The 19,799-nt window shown below is 35.5% G+C and carries 13 protein-coding genes; 10 read left to right on the plus strand and 3 right to left on the minus strand.

The features are described from left to right. Positions 1 to 122: 122 nt before the first annotated feature. The 5 genes from H3T43_RS04070 (at position 123) to H3T43_RS04090 (ending at position 9,896) form a co-directional block, all read left to right on the plus strand. Complete coding sequence (locus tag H3T43_RS04070) at positions 123 to 5,876, plus strand: S8 family serine peptidase (RefSeq protein ID WP_198212806.1); 5,754 nt, start codon at positions 123 to 125, stop codon at positions 5,874 to 5,876. Positions 5,877 to 6,394: 518 nt separating this feature from the next. After that, positions 6,395 to 7,351 carry an NAD(P)-dependent oxidoreductase gene (locus H3T43_RS04075; protein ID WP_198212808.1) on the plus strand — a complete coding sequence of 319 codons (957 nt, stop codon included), beginning with the start codon at positions 6,395 to 6,397 and terminating at the stop codon, positions 7,349 to 7,351. A 126-nt stretch (positions 7,352 to 7,477) separates the two neighbouring features. Beyond that, a complete protein-coding gene (locus tag H3T43_RS04080; RefSeq protein WP_198212842.1) occupies positions 7,478 to 7,693 on the plus strand; it encodes a helix-turn-helix transcriptional regulator in 216 nt (71 codons plus the stop codon). Then, a complete protein-coding gene (locus H3T43_RS04085) occupies positions 7,680 to 8,147 on the plus strand; it encodes a hypothetical protein (protein ID WP_198212810.1) in 468 nt (155 codons plus the stop codon). Before H3T43_RS04080 ends, H3T43_RS04085 begins: the two co-directional genes overlap by 14 nt. A gap of 177 nt (positions 8,148 to 8,324) precedes the next feature. Beyond that, positions 8,325 to 9,896 (plus strand): ABC transporter ATP-binding protein, encoded by a 1,572-nt coding sequence (locus tag H3T43_RS04090; protein WP_198212812.1) that lies wholly within the window; start codon positions 8,325 to 8,327, stop codon positions 9,894 to 9,896. Positions 9,897 to 10,047: 151 nt separating this feature from the next. On the opposite strand, the gene H3T43_RS04095 is transcribed toward H3T43_RS04090, so the two are convergent. Both H3T43_RS04095 and H3T43_RS04100 read right to left on the minus strand, forming a co-directional pair. Further along, a complete protein-coding gene (locus H3T43_RS04095; RefSeq protein WP_198212814.1) occupies positions 10,048 to 12,285 on the minus strand; it encodes a BspA family leucine-rich repeat surface protein in 2,238 nt (745 codons plus the stop codon). Between the two features lie 254 nt (positions 12,286 to 12,539). Next, positions 12,540 to 12,779 (minus strand): hypothetical protein, encoded by a 240-nt coding sequence (locus tag H3T43_RS04100; RefSeq protein WP_198212816.1) that lies wholly within the window; start codon positions 12,777 to 12,779, stop codon positions 12,540 to 12,542. Between the two features lie 157 nt (positions 12,780 to 12,936). Here H3T43_RS04100 and H3T43_RS04105 point away from each other — a divergent pair, with 157 nt between their 5' ends. From H3T43_RS04105 to H3T43_RS04115, 3 genes are read left to right on the plus strand one after another with little or no spacing between them, the layout of a single operon-like run. Further along, positions 12,937 to 14,055 carry an ABC transporter permease gene (locus H3T43_RS04105; RefSeq protein WP_198212817.1) on the plus strand — a complete coding sequence of 373 codons (1,119 nt, stop codon included), beginning with the start codon at positions 12,937 to 12,939 and terminating at the stop codon, positions 14,053 to 14,055. After that, positions 14,052 to 15,314, plus strand: a complete 1,263-nt coding sequence (locus H3T43_RS04110) for a tellurium resistance protein TerC (protein ID WP_198212818.1) — start codon at positions 14,052 to 14,054, stop codon at positions 15,312 to 15,314. Before H3T43_RS04105 ends, H3T43_RS04110 begins: the two co-directional genes overlap by 4 nt. Before the next feature lies 1 nt (position 15,315). After that, positions 15,316 to 16,185 carry an ABC transporter ATP-binding protein gene (locus tag H3T43_RS04115; protein WP_198212819.1) on the plus strand — a complete coding sequence of 290 codons (870 nt, stop codon included), beginning with the start codon at positions 15,316 to 15,318 and terminating at the stop codon, positions 16,183 to 16,185. On the opposite strand, the gene H3T43_RS04120 is transcribed toward H3T43_RS04115, so the two are convergent. Next, positions 16,182 to 16,907, minus strand: coding sequence for a transcriptional regulator (locus H3T43_RS04120; protein WP_198212820.1), 726 nt, complete (start codon positions 16,905 to 16,907; stop codon positions 16,182 to 16,184). The genes H3T43_RS04115 and H3T43_RS04120 overlap by 4 nt on opposite strands. A gap of 275 nt (positions 16,908 to 17,182) precedes the next feature. Here H3T43_RS04120 and H3T43_RS04125 point away from each other — a divergent pair, with 275 nt between their 5' ends. Both H3T43_RS04125 and H3T43_RS04130 read left to right on the plus strand, forming a co-directional pair. Next, on the plus strand, positions 17,183 to 18,781 hold the full coding sequence (locus H3T43_RS04125) for an ABC transporter ATP-binding protein (RefSeq protein ID WP_198212821.1): 1,599 nt from the start codon (positions 17,183 to 17,185) through the stop codon (positions 18,779 to 18,781). After that, the gene (locus H3T43_RS04130) at positions 18,771 to 19,037 is read left to right on the plus strand and encodes a DUF2087 domain-containing protein (RefSeq protein WP_198212822.1); all 267 of its coding nucleotides are present in this window, start codon (positions 18,771 to 18,773) and stop codon (positions 19,035 to 19,037) included. The genes H3T43_RS04125 and H3T43_RS04130 overlap by 11 nt, the downstream gene beginning before the upstream one ends. The last annotated feature ends 762 nt before the right edge of the window (positions 19,038 to 19,799 follow it).

Here is a 19,799-nt window from a genome sequence, read left to right on the forward strand (position 1 = left end):
AATATTTTTTACTAAAACAATTGTTATTTTTAATTTTATCCTATATAATATTTAATTAATTGATAATGTTATTAATTTAATCAGGCAAACACACTATTGTTAATTAAGTTGGGGGACTAGCTATGAAAAGAAATAAGTATGTGGGAGTGCTAGTTTGTGCTGCTGCACTATCTGTCGTATCTGTATTCTCTAATGCTGAACAGCACGTTAAAGCTACTGTTGACAGTCAAACAAAAACTGTTGCAAACAGCTCTAAAGCAGCAGAGTCAGCTACAGTGGGCATAACAAACAAAGCAATTGAAGCACAATTAGCTGCAAAAGGAGTTAATCTTAAGCATTTAACTTCTGACGAAAAGCAAACTGTGTATGTTGATGTAATTGTTCAATTGTCTATTGCACCTGCAGCTACAAATGGTTCAGTAAGCACAAATTCAAGTAGTGCAGAAATTGAACAGGCTACAAAACAAGTAATTGCACAACAAGGTTCAGTTAAAGCAAAGGTAAAGGCAATTACCAACCAAGCAATTGGCAAAAGCTATGGTTATGTAGTTAACGGTTTTGCTACTAAAGCAAAGGTTAAAGATATTCAAAAATTAAGAGCCATTCCAGGCGTTAAATCAGTAACTTTGGCAAAAGTCTACTATGCTAATGACTCTTCAGCTGATGATATGGCTAATGTTTCAGCAGTTTGGAATAATTATAAATACAAAGGTGAAGGCACTGTAGTTTCTATCATCGATACAGGTATTGATCCTAATCATAAGGATTTACGGTTGAGTGATGAATCTAAAGCGAAATTAACTAGAGAAAAGGTTGCTGACTTCACAAAACAAGCTGGTTATGGGCGCTACTTTACTGAAAAGGTCCCATATGGTCATAACTATTCAGATAACAATGACAATATTACTGATAATAATCCTAGCGAGCAACACGGTATGCACGTTGCAGGTATCGTAGCTGCCAATGGTACTTCAGATTCTGTTAATTCGGTTGTAGGTGTTGCTCCAGAAGCGCAATTATTAGCAATGAAGGCCTTTTCTAATTCAGCTAGTTCTGCTACTACTGATTCTACTAACATCATTGGAGCAATTGATGATTCAGCTAAACTTGGTGCTGATGTTTTGAACATGTCCCTAGGTTCTACTTCTGGTCAGCAAACTGATGATGATCCAGAAATTGTAGCTGTTGACCGTGCTACTAAGACAGGTACTGCCGCTGTAATTTCTGCTGGTAACTCTGGGACCTCAAACTCAAAAGCTGATGGAAACAATAAGGCATATTATGGCAATCCAGATATGGGAACTTTAGGTAGTCCGGGTACTGCCAGAACTGCCACAACGGTTGCATCAGCAGAGAATAATAAAGTTACTACTGATGGTATAACTTTTACTTCATCTGATGGTAAAACTGTAATATTAGGCCCAGAAACTACTCAACTTTCAGGAGGTACTGATCGTTCATTCTTTAATGACAAGCAGTTCTACGTTGTTAAAGATAACAATGGACAATTAGGTATAGGCTCTGCAAATCAATATACATCAGATGTTAAGGGTAAAATTGCTATCGTTAAGCGTGGGACTCTTACTTTTACTGATAAACAAAAATTTGCACAGGAAGCAGGGGCTGCGGGTTTAGTCATTGTTAATAATCAAGCTGGTGCATTAACTAACATGCAGCTCAATGCTGGATTCCCTACTGTTGGATTATCAGGGGATGCTGGAAGCAAGTTAGTAGAATATGTTGATAATCATCCTGATGAAGCATTAAAGGTAAGCATTGCTGTGCAGCCATTAGATAATTCAGCCCTTAAGACGGACTTAATGTCTAACTTTACTTCCTATGGTCCTGTTTCTAATTTGGCATTTAAGCCAGATATCTCAGCACCAGGTGGAAATCTTTGGTCAACTCAAAATAATAATGGCTATACTAACATGTCAGGTACTTCTATGGCTTCTCCATTTATTGCTGGTACACAAGCACTTGTAAGTCAAGCAATGAATGATAAAAAGGGTTCTTTCTATGAAATTTATCAAAAGATGAGTCCAGATGAAAGAACAGCATTTATCAAAACTTTGGAAATGAATACTGCAAGTATTCAACCTGATGTTAGTCATGATAATGTGATTGTCTCACCTCGTAGACAAGGTGCTGGGTTCATCAATGCACAAGCTGCTATTCAGGCATTGGCTAAAAATCCTTCAACCGTTGTTGGTAGCAACGGCTATCCAGGTGTTGAACTTAAGAGCTTCACAGATAGAAATCTTAAATTCCAAGTTAAGTTTACCAATAGAACAAATAAGGATTTAACTTATAAGCTAAACAATAATGGTAAAGAATCGGATATTTATACTTCTGCTACTGATAGTAGTTCAGTTTTGTATGACAAGAAAATTGATGATGCTTCAGTTCAAACTGATGATTACGTAGTTGTACCTGCAAATTCAACTAAGGAACTTACTATTACATTAGCACTGCCGACTGATTTTAAAGAAAATCAGTATGTTGAAGGATTCTTGAACTTTAATGGATCAGACGGTTCACAATTACGTTTACCATACATGGGATTCTTTGGCGACTGGGCAAGTTCAGATCTACCTATCTTTGCTAGCTTAAATGATCCAGATGTATTCCAACCTTACAATAATATCTTGGGTACTATTGTAACCGCTGGTAATGACTCTTTTAATGGTAACCCAGGTTTAAGCATTGATGAAAACGGTAATTATGTATTTGATTCTTCAAAATTCGCAATTTCTACTGCGAATAATGTTCAATTCCAATGGTTTAAACCAACTTATTATTTATACAGAAATGCTAATAACGTTAAGGCTCAAATTTTGGATAAAGATGGCAAAGTAATCAATACTTTAGCTTCGTTGAGTAATGCTACTAAGACTTACTATTACGCACAAGCTCAAAGATACACTTACTTTGATGAAGCTCCTGAGTGGGACGGTACATACTTTGACCAACAAGCTAACAAGACAGTTAAAGTGCCTGATGGAACATATACTTACAGAATTTCTGCTACCGTTGATGGCACAAATACAGAACAGCATTACGATATTCCCGTTAAGGTGGATAGTGTTAAACCTTTATTAAAGAACTTAAAGCTAGAATCAAGTACAGAAAAGGATAACAATGGCCAAGAAAAGACTCGATACTACTTGTCTGCCGAAGCCAAGGATGATCTTAGTGGCTTAAGTGGTGACGCTAATGTTTCTATAAATGGTGTCTCAAGTCAATTAACATACGATCCAACTACTAAGGCAGATAAAGATGGTTTCCAAAAGATTGAAATCGACTTATCTCCTGAGCAGGTAAAAGCTTTACAAGCAGGTACTAATGACTTTGCTGTAGCACTATTTGATAATGCTTCAAATGCAGGAACTGCTTCAGGTGAAAGCAATAAACCAGGTGAAACCGGCTATGGCTTGGTTCTTAAAGGCGGTGGGTTACCAGATAAGATCTCTTCAACAACTGACAGATACGAACCTGACACTAAGTTCTTTGTATTCACAGGTACTTATCCAAGTAGGGTATATGGTACTTATACTGATAAGTATGACAAGACTCACGACTTAGATATCGAAAGTGAAGATGACAAGTCATTTGTTGCTAATCTTCCACTTACTAAGGATGATTACAAGACAACGGTCACTCTCTATGCTGATGCTGACCATAAGACCGTCCTTAAAGAAAAAGAAATTACAGTTAGTCTTATACCAGCTAAGGTTGAAAGCTTAACCGTTGATAAGAGTGATACTTACGATGCAAGCAAGGATTCATCAGCTGAATTAGCACAAACCTCTGAAGCTACCATTAAGCTTTCAGGTAAGGTCAGTGCTGATACTAAGTCATTAGTAATTAAGCAAAATGGCGAAGATGACGTATCAGTTGATCTGGGTGCTGATCATACCTTCTCTATTGAATTACCAGTACACTTTGGTGAAAATGACTTTAATATTGTAGCAACTGATGAAGATGGTAATTCATCCAGTGTTGAGCAAAAGATTAAGTCTAGTGATCGTGGTAAAACAACTGTAGAGAGCAATGACGTTACATTCGGTGACGGCATCAAGTGGGGTACCAACAACGTTAGCGCTGATACCAAAAATTATGATCCTAAAACTGGCGAGTTGACTATTACTGGTAAGGTAAAGAGACCAACTACTACTTTGCAAATCGATGGTAAGAACGTCAAGATCAATTCTGATCAGACATTTGAAGTAACTTTAAATGTTGGTACTCACGGTGCTAAGATTGTATCTGCTTTGATTGGTGACTCAACTGTTAGAGAAACTACTCAAGAGAGACTAAGTTTCTATGTAGATGCAGAATCACCTGATTTAGCCCTGGATAATGATGGTCCTGTCTACACTAACAAGGATAAATACACAATTTCTGGTACTGTCACTGATGACTACAACTACTATGAACTATCAATCAATAATAATCATATTGAATCTGCTTGGGGTGATGTAGACTTCCACAGCGAGGAAGGCTTCAAGAAGAACTTTAAGTATGAAGCTGAATTGAAACAGGGTAAGAATACTTTTAATATTAAAGTAACTGATTCTCAAGGGAATGAAACTACTCAAGCTTTAATCGTTTACTATGAACCAGAAAAGGTCTTAGATGAGCCTGATATAAAGCAAATTGTAGCAAAAGATGGCGAGTCTGCTCTCATTGAAGCTACTACCAAGGAACCTGATGCAACGGTAGTTTATAGTGTTGATGATGGCAAGACATTCAAAGATGTGCCAGCTGACGGACTCAAAGTCACTGAAAATGGAACTGTTGAATTCAAGACTGTTGATAAATATGGCAATGAATCTGATGTTAAATCTGTAGAGGTCAAGGATCTTAATGAGAAAACCAAGCCTAGTGCAGATGACGAGAAATTGTCTGATGCTAAAGAAAAGCTTCAGGACAATTTTGATGCTGGCGAAAAGAAAGACTTGAGTGGCTACACTGATGATTCTAAGAAGGTCTATGAAGAAGCTTTAGACAAGGCTAAAGATGTTTTAGCAGATAAGAATGCTACATTAAAAGATGTACAAGCTGCTAGCGATGCATTAGCTAAAGCAGAAAAGGCATTGACTGATAAAGAAAAAGATACTTCAGATGATAATCTGCTAAAAGCAAAGAAGAAACTTCAAACTAATGTTGATGCTGGCGAAAAGAAAGATTTGAGTGGCTATACTGATGATTCTAAGAAGGCTTATGAAGAAGCTTTAGACAAAGCGAAAGATACTTTAGCAAACAAAGACGCTACACTGGAAGATGTCCAAGCTGCAACTGATGCATTAGCTAAAGCAGAAAAAGGTTTAACTGCTAAGAGTACTGAATCAACTCCATCAACTAATGCCACTCCTAGCTCTAATAATTCTAGTTCACAAGCAAGTGCAAATACAACTGCTTCAGATAAGAATAAGGCTAATGAGGAAAAGAAGGATGCCAAAGAAGAGGGTAAATCAACTAAGGTAATGTTCAAGTCTGTTCTTTACACTAAGGATCTTAAGAAGACCTCTAAGACTGCCAAGGCATATAGCTTCCTTAACTTTGTAGTTGAAAATGATAAACTAAAAGTTTATACATTTAATGGTCAACATTTCTACAAGGTAGTAGATGAGGATGAATATGTTCGTGTAAGAAATGTTACTGGTACCAAGGCTAAGTTGAAGAGAAACTCTTACGTTTACAAGTCTAATGGTAAGAAGACATCACGTATTCTTCTCAAGAAGGGTACTACTGTGACCGTCTACGGTGATCAATATAAGGCTTTAAAGAAATATAAGAAGACAGCTTATAGAATTGGCGAAGGTAAATACATCAAGAGCGTAAACTTTTATAAAGTTGATCTTGTAAAATAGTTGATCCATAACTAGTCTTATCATATAAAACTTATATAAGAAAATAGTTTCCAGATTTTAAAAGACGATCAAAATTCTCAATTGAGTATTTTGATCGTTTTTTGCTTGTTCTTTGTCGTGAAAATCTGCTATGTATCTCATAATTTTTGGGCGTTCGATAACAGACTGTATTGAGAAAGGCGACTTAACTAAGCAAATAATACTAACCCCCAAAAAAATTTTGTCTTAATTTCGGGATTCATATCAGGTCAGATTGAATATTGAATTAGCATAATAAATCAACTGGTAGTCTTTTTTAGAAATCTTGCGCATTTCCCAAAAAGTGCCACTGCAATTAATAAATCTAACAGAAAATATACAAGATAAAATACCTGACAAGATTTAAATATTGTCAGGCTTTTTTGATGAAAGACAAATACTAAAGTATAATTAACATTAACGTGAAAATTCAATTTAAAGCTTTATAGATAATGATCAATCTAGAGAAAAAAGCTTACAAACTAAGGGAGGGTTAGAATATGAGTAACATAAAAGTTTTAGTAACAGGAAGAATGCCAGAAGCTGGTTTAACGGAGTTAAGAAAAAACTTTGCTGTGACCCGTAAACCAGAAAAAGAAGGTAGAGCCTGGATTTTAGCACATCTATCTGAGTATGAAGGTCTGATACTCATGGGGACACAGGCTGACCGTGAATTAATTGATGCCGGAACTAACTTGAAAATTATTTCTGCTAGTGGCGTTGGCTATGACAAAATTGACATTGACTATGCAAAGCAAAAAGGAATTGTTGTTGCCAATTGTCCTAAAAGCGTTCTTATTCCCACCGCTGAAATGACATTTGCCCTAATTCTAGCAACTATGAGACGTTTGCATTTTTATGATAAAACCATTCGCATTGAAAAATGGGTTGATGTTTCTAAACCGGAAAATATGGGGACGGGACTCCAGGGAAAAACGCTTGGTATTTACGGTATGGGGCGTATCGGCTCTGAAGTAGCCAAGTACGCCCAAGTCTTTGGCATGAAAGTCATTTACCATAACAGACATCAGTTAAGTTCTCAAGAAGAAGCAAAAAAGAATGTTCATTATGTAGATTTTGATACTCTTGTTAAAACAGCAGATGTGATTACCCTGCACGCCCCAGCAACCCCTTCTACAACAGGCGTTTTCGATGCTCAAGTATTTAAGCAGATGAAAAAGACAGCTTATATCATCAATGTTGCTCGAGGTAAGCTGATTAAACAAAATGATTTAATTGCCGCATTGCAGAACGGTGATATTGCCGGAGCAGGTTTAGACGTATATGAAACTGAACCAGAAGTGCCACAAGCTTTATGTGAACTAGATAATGTGATTTTGTCACCTCATGCAGGTTCAGGAACACTGTCTGCCCGCACGAATATTGCGGCTGAGGCTTCACAAAATCTCATTTCATATTTGCGGGATCATAAGCCATTAAACCAAGTTAATAAGTGATCTTTTAATTAGTAAAAATAATCATGAATAAAAACCAAGTTTTTACTTGGCTTTTTTTCTTTTACAGTAATATAATATGAAGCTAACTACATGAAGCATACTTCACATTACTAAGAAGGTGAGATTATCACAAATTTAGTTAAAGAAAATAGAAAAAAGCTGCACTTAACGCAACGTGAACTTGCTGTCAAAGTGGGTGTTACTGAACGAACGATTATCTCAGTAGAAAAAGGTAAATACAAACCCTCGCTCATCTTGGCGTATAAACTAGCGCAAGTTTTTAGGACCGATATTGAAACCTTATTTTGTTTACAGGAATATGTAGAAAATGAAGAAGAATAAGAAAAGAAAGATCAAATATTATTTCGCAGCATGCTTTTTTACATTTTTAGCACTTCTTGAGTTAGTGCTGATCAGTTTAGAGGTTCTGCAGCACCGCAGGCAAACCGATATACCGAAAAATATTATTTATGCAGTTTTTGCTATTAGTTTTGCTTTTTATCTTTATTATAAAGCCAAAACTGTGGGCACAGATAAAGATGATGAAGACGAGCGTGATGAGTTTATTGCAGTAAAAACTGATCACCAAATGTATAAAATAGCTAACTGGTTAATTTATATTCTGAGCCTAATCTTTATGACTGGGGCGGCGTTCATGTTTGAAGCTCAAGGCTTTACGACACTGGTCATAATATTGACAACCATTGTCGCTACTTTAAGCGTCTTATGGAACTTATTATTATTAATCGAAATGATTAAGGTATTACCAATGAACTTAGAAACTGATGAGACATAAATACTGCTAAATAATATCCAAGCGACTTTGCATTTTAGTATAAAAATTTTTCCACTTGCTTTCCTGATAGTGACCTCTTAGTTAAATAGTATTGTAATCTCGGTTCTTCTCAAGTTTAATTAATTTATCATCTTTAATGAATGAAAAAATTATTAACAAAACTGAGGGAGAAAAATAATGATTTACCATAACTATTCACATTTAAAATTCTTTTGGCTCAATGTTTTCGGTTTGATATACAGTACTTTAAATATCTTTGCTGCTTATATGCTTAGCAATTTGATCAATATGGCAACTAAGAGACAATTTTCAGTCTTACCTTCTTTAGTGACGCAGATCATAGTAGCGCTGACTTTAATCTTAATTTCAGGCTTATTATTTAATTACTTAAAAACCGATGCAGTTAAGCAGATTAACACTAAGCTGAGAACTAAAGTGTTAAAGGGAATGCTGCTAAATAAAGAAGAAGATAGTGCTAATTTAGGTTTTTTAACTAACGACTTTAAGTTATTAGAAACTAATCGTTATGAAGCTGAAATTGAAATTCTGATCTATACTTATACCGTTATTTTGGCGCTGGGTTATGCTTTATATTTAAACTGGTTTGTTACTTTGATTTATTTCGTGGGCTCAGCGATCCCTACAATTGTGTCCAACTTTTTCCAAAAACCAATTCAAAAGGCTTCAGGTGATTGGACTAAGGCTAACGACAAGTATGTCAGCCAAACCAAAAATATTTTAGCTGGCACTGGAACTTTTAATTTATACGGCAAGCAAGACAATGCTGTTAAACAAAATAAGCGTGCGGTTGAACGTCTGGAAGAAAAACTGGCCAAAATGAATGTGCTGAATAATAATACTAATACCTACCTTAATATTATTGCGATTGCCAGTGCATTTTTACTACCATTTGCTTTTGGGACATTATTGGTAGTCAATGGTCAAATAACATTAGGAGCATTATTTGCCATCACTCAGCTTTCTAATTCTTTCGTTAATCCTATCCTGCAAATTTTAAATGAACGAAACAATTTATCTACCACTAAGGGTATCGTTAACAAGATCAATCAGTTTATTGCTAAAGGTGAGCAAAAACCGCAAAACGGTGTTGCTACTGATGACTTTAAGCAATTAGAAGTGAAAAATCTGACTTTAAAACGGCAGGATAAAGAATTAGCTAGTCAAATTAATTTTGCAGTTGCAAAAGGACAAAAAGTTGCGGTCATTGGACCATCTGGCTCTGGTAAATCCACCATGCTCCAATATTTAATGTATGGTGATTACGGCCAAGCACAAGAAGATTTGCTTAATCAAAAAGCAGTACAACCAGGCTCTTTTACCAACCTGTTTGCATATTCAAGCCAAAGCGCGGTCATCTTTGCCGACTCATTGTGGTTTAATCTTACTTTGGGTGCAGACATCCCCTTAGAAGAAGTAACAGCAGTTTGTGATCATTTAGAACTGGGACAGCTGGTTAAAGAAAAAGGTTTTGACTACCAATTAGGTGATAATGCTGACCAATTATCGGGTGGTCAGTTAGCCCGAATTGAACTGGCAAGGGCTATCTTAGCCAAACGACCAATTTTATTACTGGACGAAGTCAATGCCTCATTAGATAAGGCAACTTCTCAGGCGATTCATGATTACTTGTTTGATTCAGACTTCACTTTTATTGAGGTTATTCACCATTATGAGCCAGCAGAATTAAAGCGTTATGATGCTGTAATTGACTTTAATAATTATATTTAAAACATGGTTTCAAATAAATGTATGGTAAATAAAAAGCTTACTTTTTGTAAAAATAAAGTAAGCTTTTTTATGACACCAAGTATATATCTAAATTATTTCCAGCTATTTTTAATACAGTGACTTTAGTAGTACTGCCACTGACTAAATATATTTATTTTCCTTTCCGTTTACGTGTAAACCAGCCAATTACAGCAACTGTTCCTGTGACAATTATGCCCGTGAGCATTATCATGAAATTGCTTTCTTTACTTTCACCAGTCTTGGCCAATACATTAGTGCGTTTAGAAGTACTACTTAAGTTATGGCTTTTAATAGTAGAATGCCGAATAATCTGGAATCGCCGACCCGTTTTCTTTACATGATGCTGTTTTGAAACTGCTTTTTGTGGCTTTGGCCTGGTTGGCTTTTTCTGTTTATTTGGTTTTTCTGGTTTGGTAGAAGAATTAGTCGGGTTATTACCACTCGGATTATTATTGTTTTTGGTGTAAATATAGGTGACATCTTGAGTCTGTGGACTAAAGAATCCAGTCGCATTCGTCGGTCTGGACTTTAAAGTATAGCCTGCAAGATCTTTGGCTCCAGTAGTATACCCGTCACCAACGTTACCGCTTAAAACAATGTCGGAAGTAAGTTCGTTACCATTTTCATCTTGGTAGTGAACAATCACATCAGCAGCTTTACTTGGGACATTAGGATTTACTGGCAGCTTGGTAGGAGCTTTTTTGTAGAGATAAACAACATCAGTTATAGTATTATCAGCAAAGCTACCACTGGCATTGGCAGGAGTTTCTGCTAAAGTGTAACCAGTAATATCTTTCGGCTTTGTAGTATATGGAGTGTTTAATCCACCTGTTTGCACATCATTAGGTGCTAGTTGGTTACTGTCTTGGTCTTGATAATGTGTAATAACAGCCGCATTGTATCTCACGTAAGTATCGGCGTCTTTAGCTGGATTATAGTTAGTTAAAAGTTGTGGAGATGTCCAGCGCTTGTCTTTAAGTGCTTGAGGATGTCCTGTTGAGCCATCACCGACATTAACCCAAATTCCTGGCGTGTCTAAGCCAGTACTTGGTAGAGAATTTTTAGCACCTAGCTTTAAGTAATTTAAACCTGTCAGTCCATTTAGCATATTATCGCTACTGGTAACAGAGTTCATATTGAAATTACTGATATCAAGACTGGTTAAGCTGCTATCTCCTAAAAACATTTCCATCATGTCAGTTACCTTGTCCGTGTTAAAGTGACTAACATCTATCTTTGCTAAATTGGTGCAAAAGGCAAACATTCCGTTCGTGCTAGTAATATTACTAGTGTTGAAGTGGCTAACATCTAATTGGTTCAAACTCATACAATATAAAAACATGCCCACAGCTTGCTTAACGTTGCTGGTATCAAAGCTAGCAACATTTAAATTTGATAACTTAAGGCACATGCCAAACATAGCAGTCATGTCCGTTACCTTTGCTGTATTGAAGTTACTAATGCTCAGAGACGACAAGTTTCGACAGGCATAAAACATAGAATTCATGTTTTCAACATTTTTAGTATCAAAATTATTCAGATTTAAGTTGGTTAAACTTGTGCAAAGGTTAAACATAGTACTCATGTCTTTAACTTTTGCTGTATTAAACGAACTAACATCAAGATTTGTTAAGGCAGAACAAGACTTAAAAAGCTTGTTCATATCAGTTACATTACTCGTATTAAAGCTACTCAAATCTAGACTTTTTAAATTTTTATCATTAGAGAACATAGAGGCCATATTCGTAACTTGGCTTGTGTCAAAGTTAGATAAGCCCTCAAACTCTTCTAAGTCGTTTAAATCACTGAAGAGACCAGCCGCAGATCCCTTGATAGCTAGAGGTCCGTCGATAACAATCTTTTTGGGTTTATTAGTGAGAAAGAATTGGCTAATTGTTCTAGGTACATCATTACTATCAGCTGTTATATTACCAGAAATAGTGGCAACTTCTTGATCAGGATCATATGTAAGATGAGCACCATTACTATCAGATGATATTAAGTTGGCTTTTGTAGCAATCTTTTGCTGTTCATTTTCACCATGTGTAACTGCAGGAGGCACGTCTTTTTGATAGGCTGCTTTAGCATCTGCATCAGAATTCTCATTATTTTTCGTAGAAATTACCGGCACACTAATTAATGAAGTTGTCTGATCTTTTGAGTTACTATCAGCAGCAGTATTTGTTTGGTCATTATCCTCATTTGTAGCAATAGGATTTTGTGAATCTATATTAGATTTTGTATCATTTCCAGATACAAGATGAGAAGCAGCAAGATGGTCTGCCTTAACTATTTGTGGACTGTTACCTAGTAAGCCGAGACTGACCACAAGCCCACCCAGCAGCAATTTTTCCTTGTTCTTATTCATTATACTTAACCTTCATGTATTAAAAACAGTATATTATGTACCTAAATGGAGTTTATCATATTTATTATAGTAATTAATAATTAAACGCACTTATATATTTTAACAGATGTAAGAATACTTAAAGCAACGCAAAATAGTTAGAGTGTTTTTAATTACTAACTATTTATATATATTATATATTAATACAATTATTTTAATGTCTAAGTATTGAATGAAACACTCTTTCGTCATTTTTCGTTGCACATATGGTTAAGCTAACTAGTTAAAATTGCTATAGCTGTCAGTAATAGTCTAGCAAACATAACAAATAGACTTTCTTTTTGCTTTTCTACAGTTTTAAACAAATACAGTAGCAGCATTGGTATTTTTAGTAACTTTTTTAAAACCGGAGTTTTAATTGCAGCCTTATGATCAGCCAGGTATTGACTTACAATATGATTTACTTTTACTATTGAGGATTGCTGTCTCTTGAACCAAGTGAAGTTGCTAACCACTTTCTTAACCCCTATTATCGTTGATGCAATTGTGCCGAATTTATTATAAATGGTGCTTAAGAAACTAACTTTGCTTTTAGCTATAATAAAGCTGAATAAAATATGATAAAATCATTGTTAATTACTTTTCATTTTTGTAAATCAGGTAGGCATTTCCATGAAGAGAACTTATTTTAAGGCAAATTTTAATATTGCACGCAAATCAAAGAAAAATATTCTGTTAATGGGCGCTTTGGTTTTATTCATGGTTCTCTTTGTACTAGTGGTTAAAGCTCAAAACTTGGGAGATAACTACCGTCAGTGGCGCTCATACTATGATTCTCTTGAGGTTAATATCAGTTATTTTGACAGCAGTCTATTACGCAAACAAGAATATAAAGAGACTTATGACAATTTAAACGCCCAGGAAGGCAGCATTGCCAGTTTGCAAAATGGAGAAGTTTTAAGTGATCCGCAAACTTATCTAGACGGATCGATCACTTTATTTCAAACCATGTTAGATGGCTACCGCAATAATTATCTGGGTGCCAGCACATTGAATGTTCCACCCAAATATCAATTGCATCAAAGATTAGTTACGTATAAATATCTATATCGTCATCATATACCTGCAGTTATGAATTCAAAGGCATCAGCAACGTATTTAATCTATATTCTCAATTTTGTGGCTATTTTTATTTTCTTTTATATTTTGCTTATTTCTAATGATGTGTGGATGGTTAAGTTGGATCATGATACGGTTTTACGCAATATCCCTTATCGTGTAGAAGATGAGGTTAAAGGCAAAACCATGATCAATTTGGCTTTAGCCTTGGATCCTTTATTTATTGGACTAGTTGGTGCATATCTTTTTGCCGGCTTACGAAATGGCTTTCGCAGTTTAAATTATCCTAACGTTTTTTACTTTAATAAAATAATAGCAATCCCTGTCTGGCTGGATTGTTTGCTCTTTTTACTTTATACCGCAGTATTGGTAGTATTTGTGACCAGTTTAACTTTACTTCTTAACCAGTTGACTAAAAATGTATATCTCACTACCTTTATTGGTATTGCTCTATATGTATTAACGTATTTGCCTGCCAAAATGCTTAAATTTATTGTTTGGCTGCCATCTGCATATTTAAATGTTAATAATGTGCTTAATGGCACTGTGGCAAGTAAAACTGGATTTGCAGGGCTAAACCTTGTCACCAGCGGCTGTATCCTATTAGTTTGGTCATTTATTTTGATCATCTGGTTCAGACACCTGGTTAATAAAGGAGGTATTGCACGATGAAATGGCGTTATTTCCTCTTTCAGTTGAAGGCTTTTTTGATTAATCCCAAAAATATTGGACTGTTTATTGCCACTGTGATTATGTCTTTATATTTTAGTCTGGTCAGTGTGCCTAACCGCCAGGTAATTGAACAGGTCGATGCCAAACCTATCGGAAAGGAATATATTGACGATACGGCCTTTCTGAAAGTGGCGAGGCAAGAGATTGCTTATTCCAAGAGGCCAGGTTATGATTATATTCCTAGCAAAGGGGCAGTGGACGCTGTCAGTACTTACCCACAGGTCTTATCTTATGATAAAAAAATATTGCTTGCTATAAAGAAAAAAGACTGGGATGCTTATGCTAAAAACGCCAGTGCTCGTTATCAATATATTGACGAGTTAATCTTTGTAGAAGGTAACCAAAACTTTTTGTATCCAGCTGCGTACAATCAAAATGATAATTTTAAGCAGGACGGTCATTTTGGCTATCAACGGACGTATCACTTGTATAACGCACTTTTAGCAGGTAAAAAGGATAAGCAAACAGAGCTGAATAAAAATATTTTGGAAGAACGCACAGCCTTACAAGTAATTCAAAACTCACTTTCTGGCTGGACAGTCTTAATCATGGTAGTGATAGTTTGTTTCTTTGCTGCAGACATTGTGACTAATGACAGGAAATATTATACGGTCTTGGAAAATATTCCTTTAAGTAAACGCACCATTTTATGGTTGAAAACTGGAGTCGTTGAAGTAGGGGCTTTGCTTGACTTTGTAGCAGCTGGGATAATTGCTCTTCTTTGTATAGCACCTAGATATGGTTTGGGATCATTAAGACTAAATACTGTTGATTATTTAGGCAAAATAAACTTCAAAGCAACCTTTAGGACTGAAACACTAGGTATGTATTATTTGCAGTTTATCATTTTTGCAATCATTATTTCGTTTATCTTTATCAGGTTAACAATTCTGCTGTCAATCGTTTTGCGTAACGAATATGTTGCCGGCATGCTTAGCAGTCTGTTTGCTATCAGTGCGAAAATGCTTTACTTCTCATTGGGCATGGGTTTTGTTTACCCGTTTTTGGAAAAATGGCCTATGACTTACTTTTCTATCGGTGACAGTATTACTGGCAACTTGGCTTATTTGATGGATGCACCCGGATGGGGCTTTACTGCTGGCTTAGGGCCACTCATTTGTCTAGCACTTGTCATTGAAATTTTACTGTTTTTGTTCACGCAAATTAAAAGCATCCCTTTAGTTAGACGAGGTGATTAAAATGTTAAAAATAAAAGATGTCACATTGGCATTTGGTAAGAACGTTGTTTTAGACGATGTTAACTTGGAATTTAAGCAGGGCGAGATCGTTGGTCTCGTAGCGCCTAATGGTACGGGGAAGTCGACCTTGATCAACGTTATTTTGCATAATCTGACACTGCAAAAAGGGTTTGTTGAATATGAAAATACACGTTATCAAACACAAAAAGACACGATTAAATTACACCAGGAAATATGCTCGTTTCCTGAACAAAGCGACCTGTTTCCCTTTATGACTGGACGAGATCATCTTAATTTATACGCTGATCTTTGGCACAATTCTGTCAAATCAGTCGGGCAGGTCATTAATGACTTGCAAATGGGAAATTATGTGGATAAGAAGGTGCAGACTTATTCTTTGGGGATGAAACAGCGACTTTGTTTTGCAATGGTAGTAGCAGCTGATTCTCCTGTAATGTTGTTAGATGAAGTAATGAATGGACTTGATCCACAGAACGTAGCTTTAATTTCACAGATGCTTCTTAAACTAAAGGATGAAAACAAGTTGATCATTATGGCTTCACACCTTTTGTCTAACTTGCAGCAATATGCTGACAGGGTCTTGTTTATGGGTAAAGGACACATCATCGAAGATTTAGACAATAAAAAGCAAAATAAACGGTATTTAAAGATGCAGACTACCCCTGAAACGACTAAGTTGCTAGCCGGTTATGACTACGAAACCTTGCCTAATAACCTGATATTAGTTCCTCTAGAAAAAATTGAGCAGGATAAGCTGACACAACTTATAGCCAGCTTAGTTAGAGCTGATATTCAATACGCAGTTGAAAGAATTGATATCGAAGACTTATTTAATAAATTTTATGATTAGTTTAAAGCTTTAACCTGATTTAATATTTGCAGAAAATAAGCAGCCGTAGTTTGCATGTCCATATTAGTTAAAAAATGAATGATTGAGACAGCTGCTTCATCATTGGCAGTATTGTGAAATGTAAGAATTGCATTTAAAAATTTGCGCCCAACAATTAACAACATTTCGTTATCTGGTAAGTCAATCTGGTTTATTGGTGTTAGCAGTTTATCTGCAAATTTAAACTGACTATTTGTAATTAAACCAATTACAGCTTCAGATAGAGCTGCTATACCAAAATGAAATGTACCTTCTCCTACTTTTTTAATAAAAGAAATATTACTGATAACCTGAACAGAGATTTGGTAAATGATTCTGGGACTAATAATAGGGATAACATTGGCAAAAAGTGAGAGAAATTCATGACCCCAAACAGTTATCTTACTTAACTGATGGTTTAATTCGTTTTGCTGGGCTACAGGAAAGATGTTGTGTTGTGAAGTTTTATAATACAAACTGCAGGCTATTGCTGCATAGTCGAGGTCAAAAGGATCTTGACTTGACTCGTATTTATTTAATGCCGCTTGAGCCAGTTTTTTCAAATAGTTTTTGTCGTGGTTATTCCAAGACTCTTCTAAAATTTGGGCAATGTGATCCTTTGGGTCGACTTTAGCAAGTGCAATATATTCAGTTGCCGATAAACTAATTCTTTCGCACAGTTTTAATACCCGGTTAAAATCCATATGGCCTTGATTATTTTCCCAGCGGGAAAGCATTTGAATGGAACAAATGCCTTTAGCTGCTTCTTTAAGCGTAATATGCTGTTTTTTTCCTTAATTGTTTAAATTCAATTCCTGACTGCATGTTATTTCGTCCTTTTTAAGATATTATGCACTTTTTTCTCATATATGAGAAATAAAAAAGCGAGAAAAATAATTCATGCTTTAATATGTTTAATCAAAAAAATATCTTAACCGTTTTATCTTAACCGTTTTAATAATAAAGAAGGAGTAGAAAAATGCAATCTTCATTAAAATTTGCACCTAAATGGAAACTCGTTGCCTACACACTTTTAGCAATAGTAATGGCATTTGGCAATGTGGTAATTGCATATGTCACTAAGATCATGTTAAATGCAGCGCAATATCGTCAAGGCGACAGTGGCAATTTAATTAGAATTGCCGGCATTGGTGCCGCAACAATCTTAATTATTATGTTGTCTAATTTTGTGTACCGTTATATCAAGTGCGCTATTATTCAAGATGTCAATGTTTATCTTAAAGACAAAACGATGAGCTATCTGATTGAACAGCGCAGTGATTCACAAAAGGATGGTTTAAGTCTGATGACCAACGATCTTAAACAGATAGAGACGTCTAAGACTACAAATGAACTAATGATCATTGCAGAATTAGTTTCTTTTTTGCTATCAGTAGTAGTTGGTTTAATCAATTCCTGGATTTTAACTTTAATTTTTATGGTAACTACTTTAATTCCTGGACTAGTGCAAAGGGCTTTTACCAAAACAATTCAAGCAAAAGCAAAAGTTTGGGAGACAAATAACATCGCATACACTCAGAGTGTGAATGACGGGTTAAACGGAGCGCAGACTGTCGGCTTATACGATGCCCAAAGTTCGACTATTAGTAAAGTGGTTAATAGTGCCAAAAGAATGGAAGAAGCATTAAAGAACTTAAACTTCACACAAGCTGCTGCGGGAGAAGTCATTATGGCTTTTGCAGATATTTTTAGCTTTATACTGCCGTTTCTAGTAGGAGCCATCTTAATGCTGCAAGGACAGATTGGTGTTGGTACCTTAATTATGATAGTGCAACTATCCAATGAATTTATTAACCCGATAGTAAATATTTTTGAACAATTGAATGCAATCAAATCTACTAAGCCGATGTGGGATAAAGTAGAGCAGGCTTTGTCTTTTTCAGCTGACAGTACTAAAAATGCAAAAACTGGTCAGTTTACTGGTTTGAAAGTTGAAGATGCAACTTACAGTCAAGGTGGCAGAGAAATTTTCACTCATCTTAATCTTACCGTAGCACCTAATGAAAAAATCTTGCTCATGGCACCAAGTGGTTGGGGAAAGACTACATTGTTAAATTTAATGTTAGGTAAAATTAAACCTAGTGAAGGTCATGTTTATATTGATGGTGAAGATGTCACTGGCAACTGGACCAAAGCCCACGATAATTTCAGTTACGTTAACCAAAAGCCGTTTATCTTTGATGATACAATTAAGTTTAATATTTTACTGGGGCGGAAGGCTTCTCCAGAAAGTTTGGCTAAAGCAGTTGAATCGGCGGGACTAACTGAACTCGTGGATGAAAAAGGCTGGGATTATCAGGTTGGTGAAAAGGGGGCAAATTTATCCGGAGGACAAATCCAAAGAATTGAAATTGCACGTGCTTTTCTCTCTGAACGGCCAGTATTGCTCGCTGATGAAGCTACTAGTGCCCTTGATCCAGAACTGTCACTTGCAATTCACAAAACACTGTTAAAGCAGTCGAACATGGCTGTGATTGAAGTGGCTCATAAAATTTCTGCCACTGAAAAATCATTATTTGATCGGATAATTAATTTAAATGGAGAAAATGAAGAATAAAGAAGTATTAATGCGCTATATTGATGATGATGGAGTTGTTAAAGTTTGGCCTGGTAAGGCTAAGAACCGGTTGCTGATTTTACAATATTTGGCAACTAAATTTGATCCTGCTAAAAAATATTCTGAACAGGAAGTAAACCTGATTTTAATGCATTTTGTGTCAGATTATGTTACCAGAAGGCGAGATTTGATTGAAAATCATCTTTTAAAGAGAACGGATGATGGTCGAATTTACTGGCTAAACGAAGAAAATTAAAAAGCAAACAATGTATGTCAGCAATTGAAGGATAAAATTTGGGATATTATTGTAGCTAAGCCACCTGAAAGTTTGTCAGTAAGAGTGCCTAATGCTTTTGCAATCTATTTAAATGAAAGAGCAGGAGATCTATTAAATATGTTACAATCCAAAGAATAGAAACTTGATATTAACGGTGAAAAACAAACTATCCAGGGTGTTTATGGTTCTGATAAGGCTATGTATCATAATCTAAGAGGAGTTAAAGAAATTATGGAAATTTGGGGGAAACAATAATGAGTGACCGAATTAAAAATATACTATATGACCGTGGTGTAATGAAAAATAAGTGAATTTATATCTAGCGGTATATACGATTTGGCAGGTAAATATCGTTCAGGTAATTTTCAAAAAAATGGCTATGAATTTTTCGATCATTCACGCTTTGTTTAAACAAAGAAATTATTGTTATTACTAAAGGACAATCCCAATATAAAATACAGTTCAAGTTTGATAATGGATCAAAACTTATACTTAGCCGGGACACTGCAGTCAAAAAGCTTATAAGTAAACAAATAAAAATCACTAAAAGACTCAAAAATATGGTAATTAAGAATTATAGCTATAAAAACATAAAGAATCTGGTAAGAACGATTCTTTTAGACCAACAAAAAGGCATTAAGCATTATTGTGATGTGAACCCTAAAATTAGGACACTTTATATTAGCTGCTAACTAAGGACTAATTGCCGATATTCAAGCGGAGTTAGTCCTTTTAGTTTGA

This window comes from Lactobacillus sp. M0396 (assembly GCF_016101625.1).
In the GTDB taxonomy this organism is placed as follows: Bacteria; Bacillota; Bacilli; order Lactobacillales; family Lactobacillaceae; genus Lactobacillus; species Lactobacillus huangpiensis.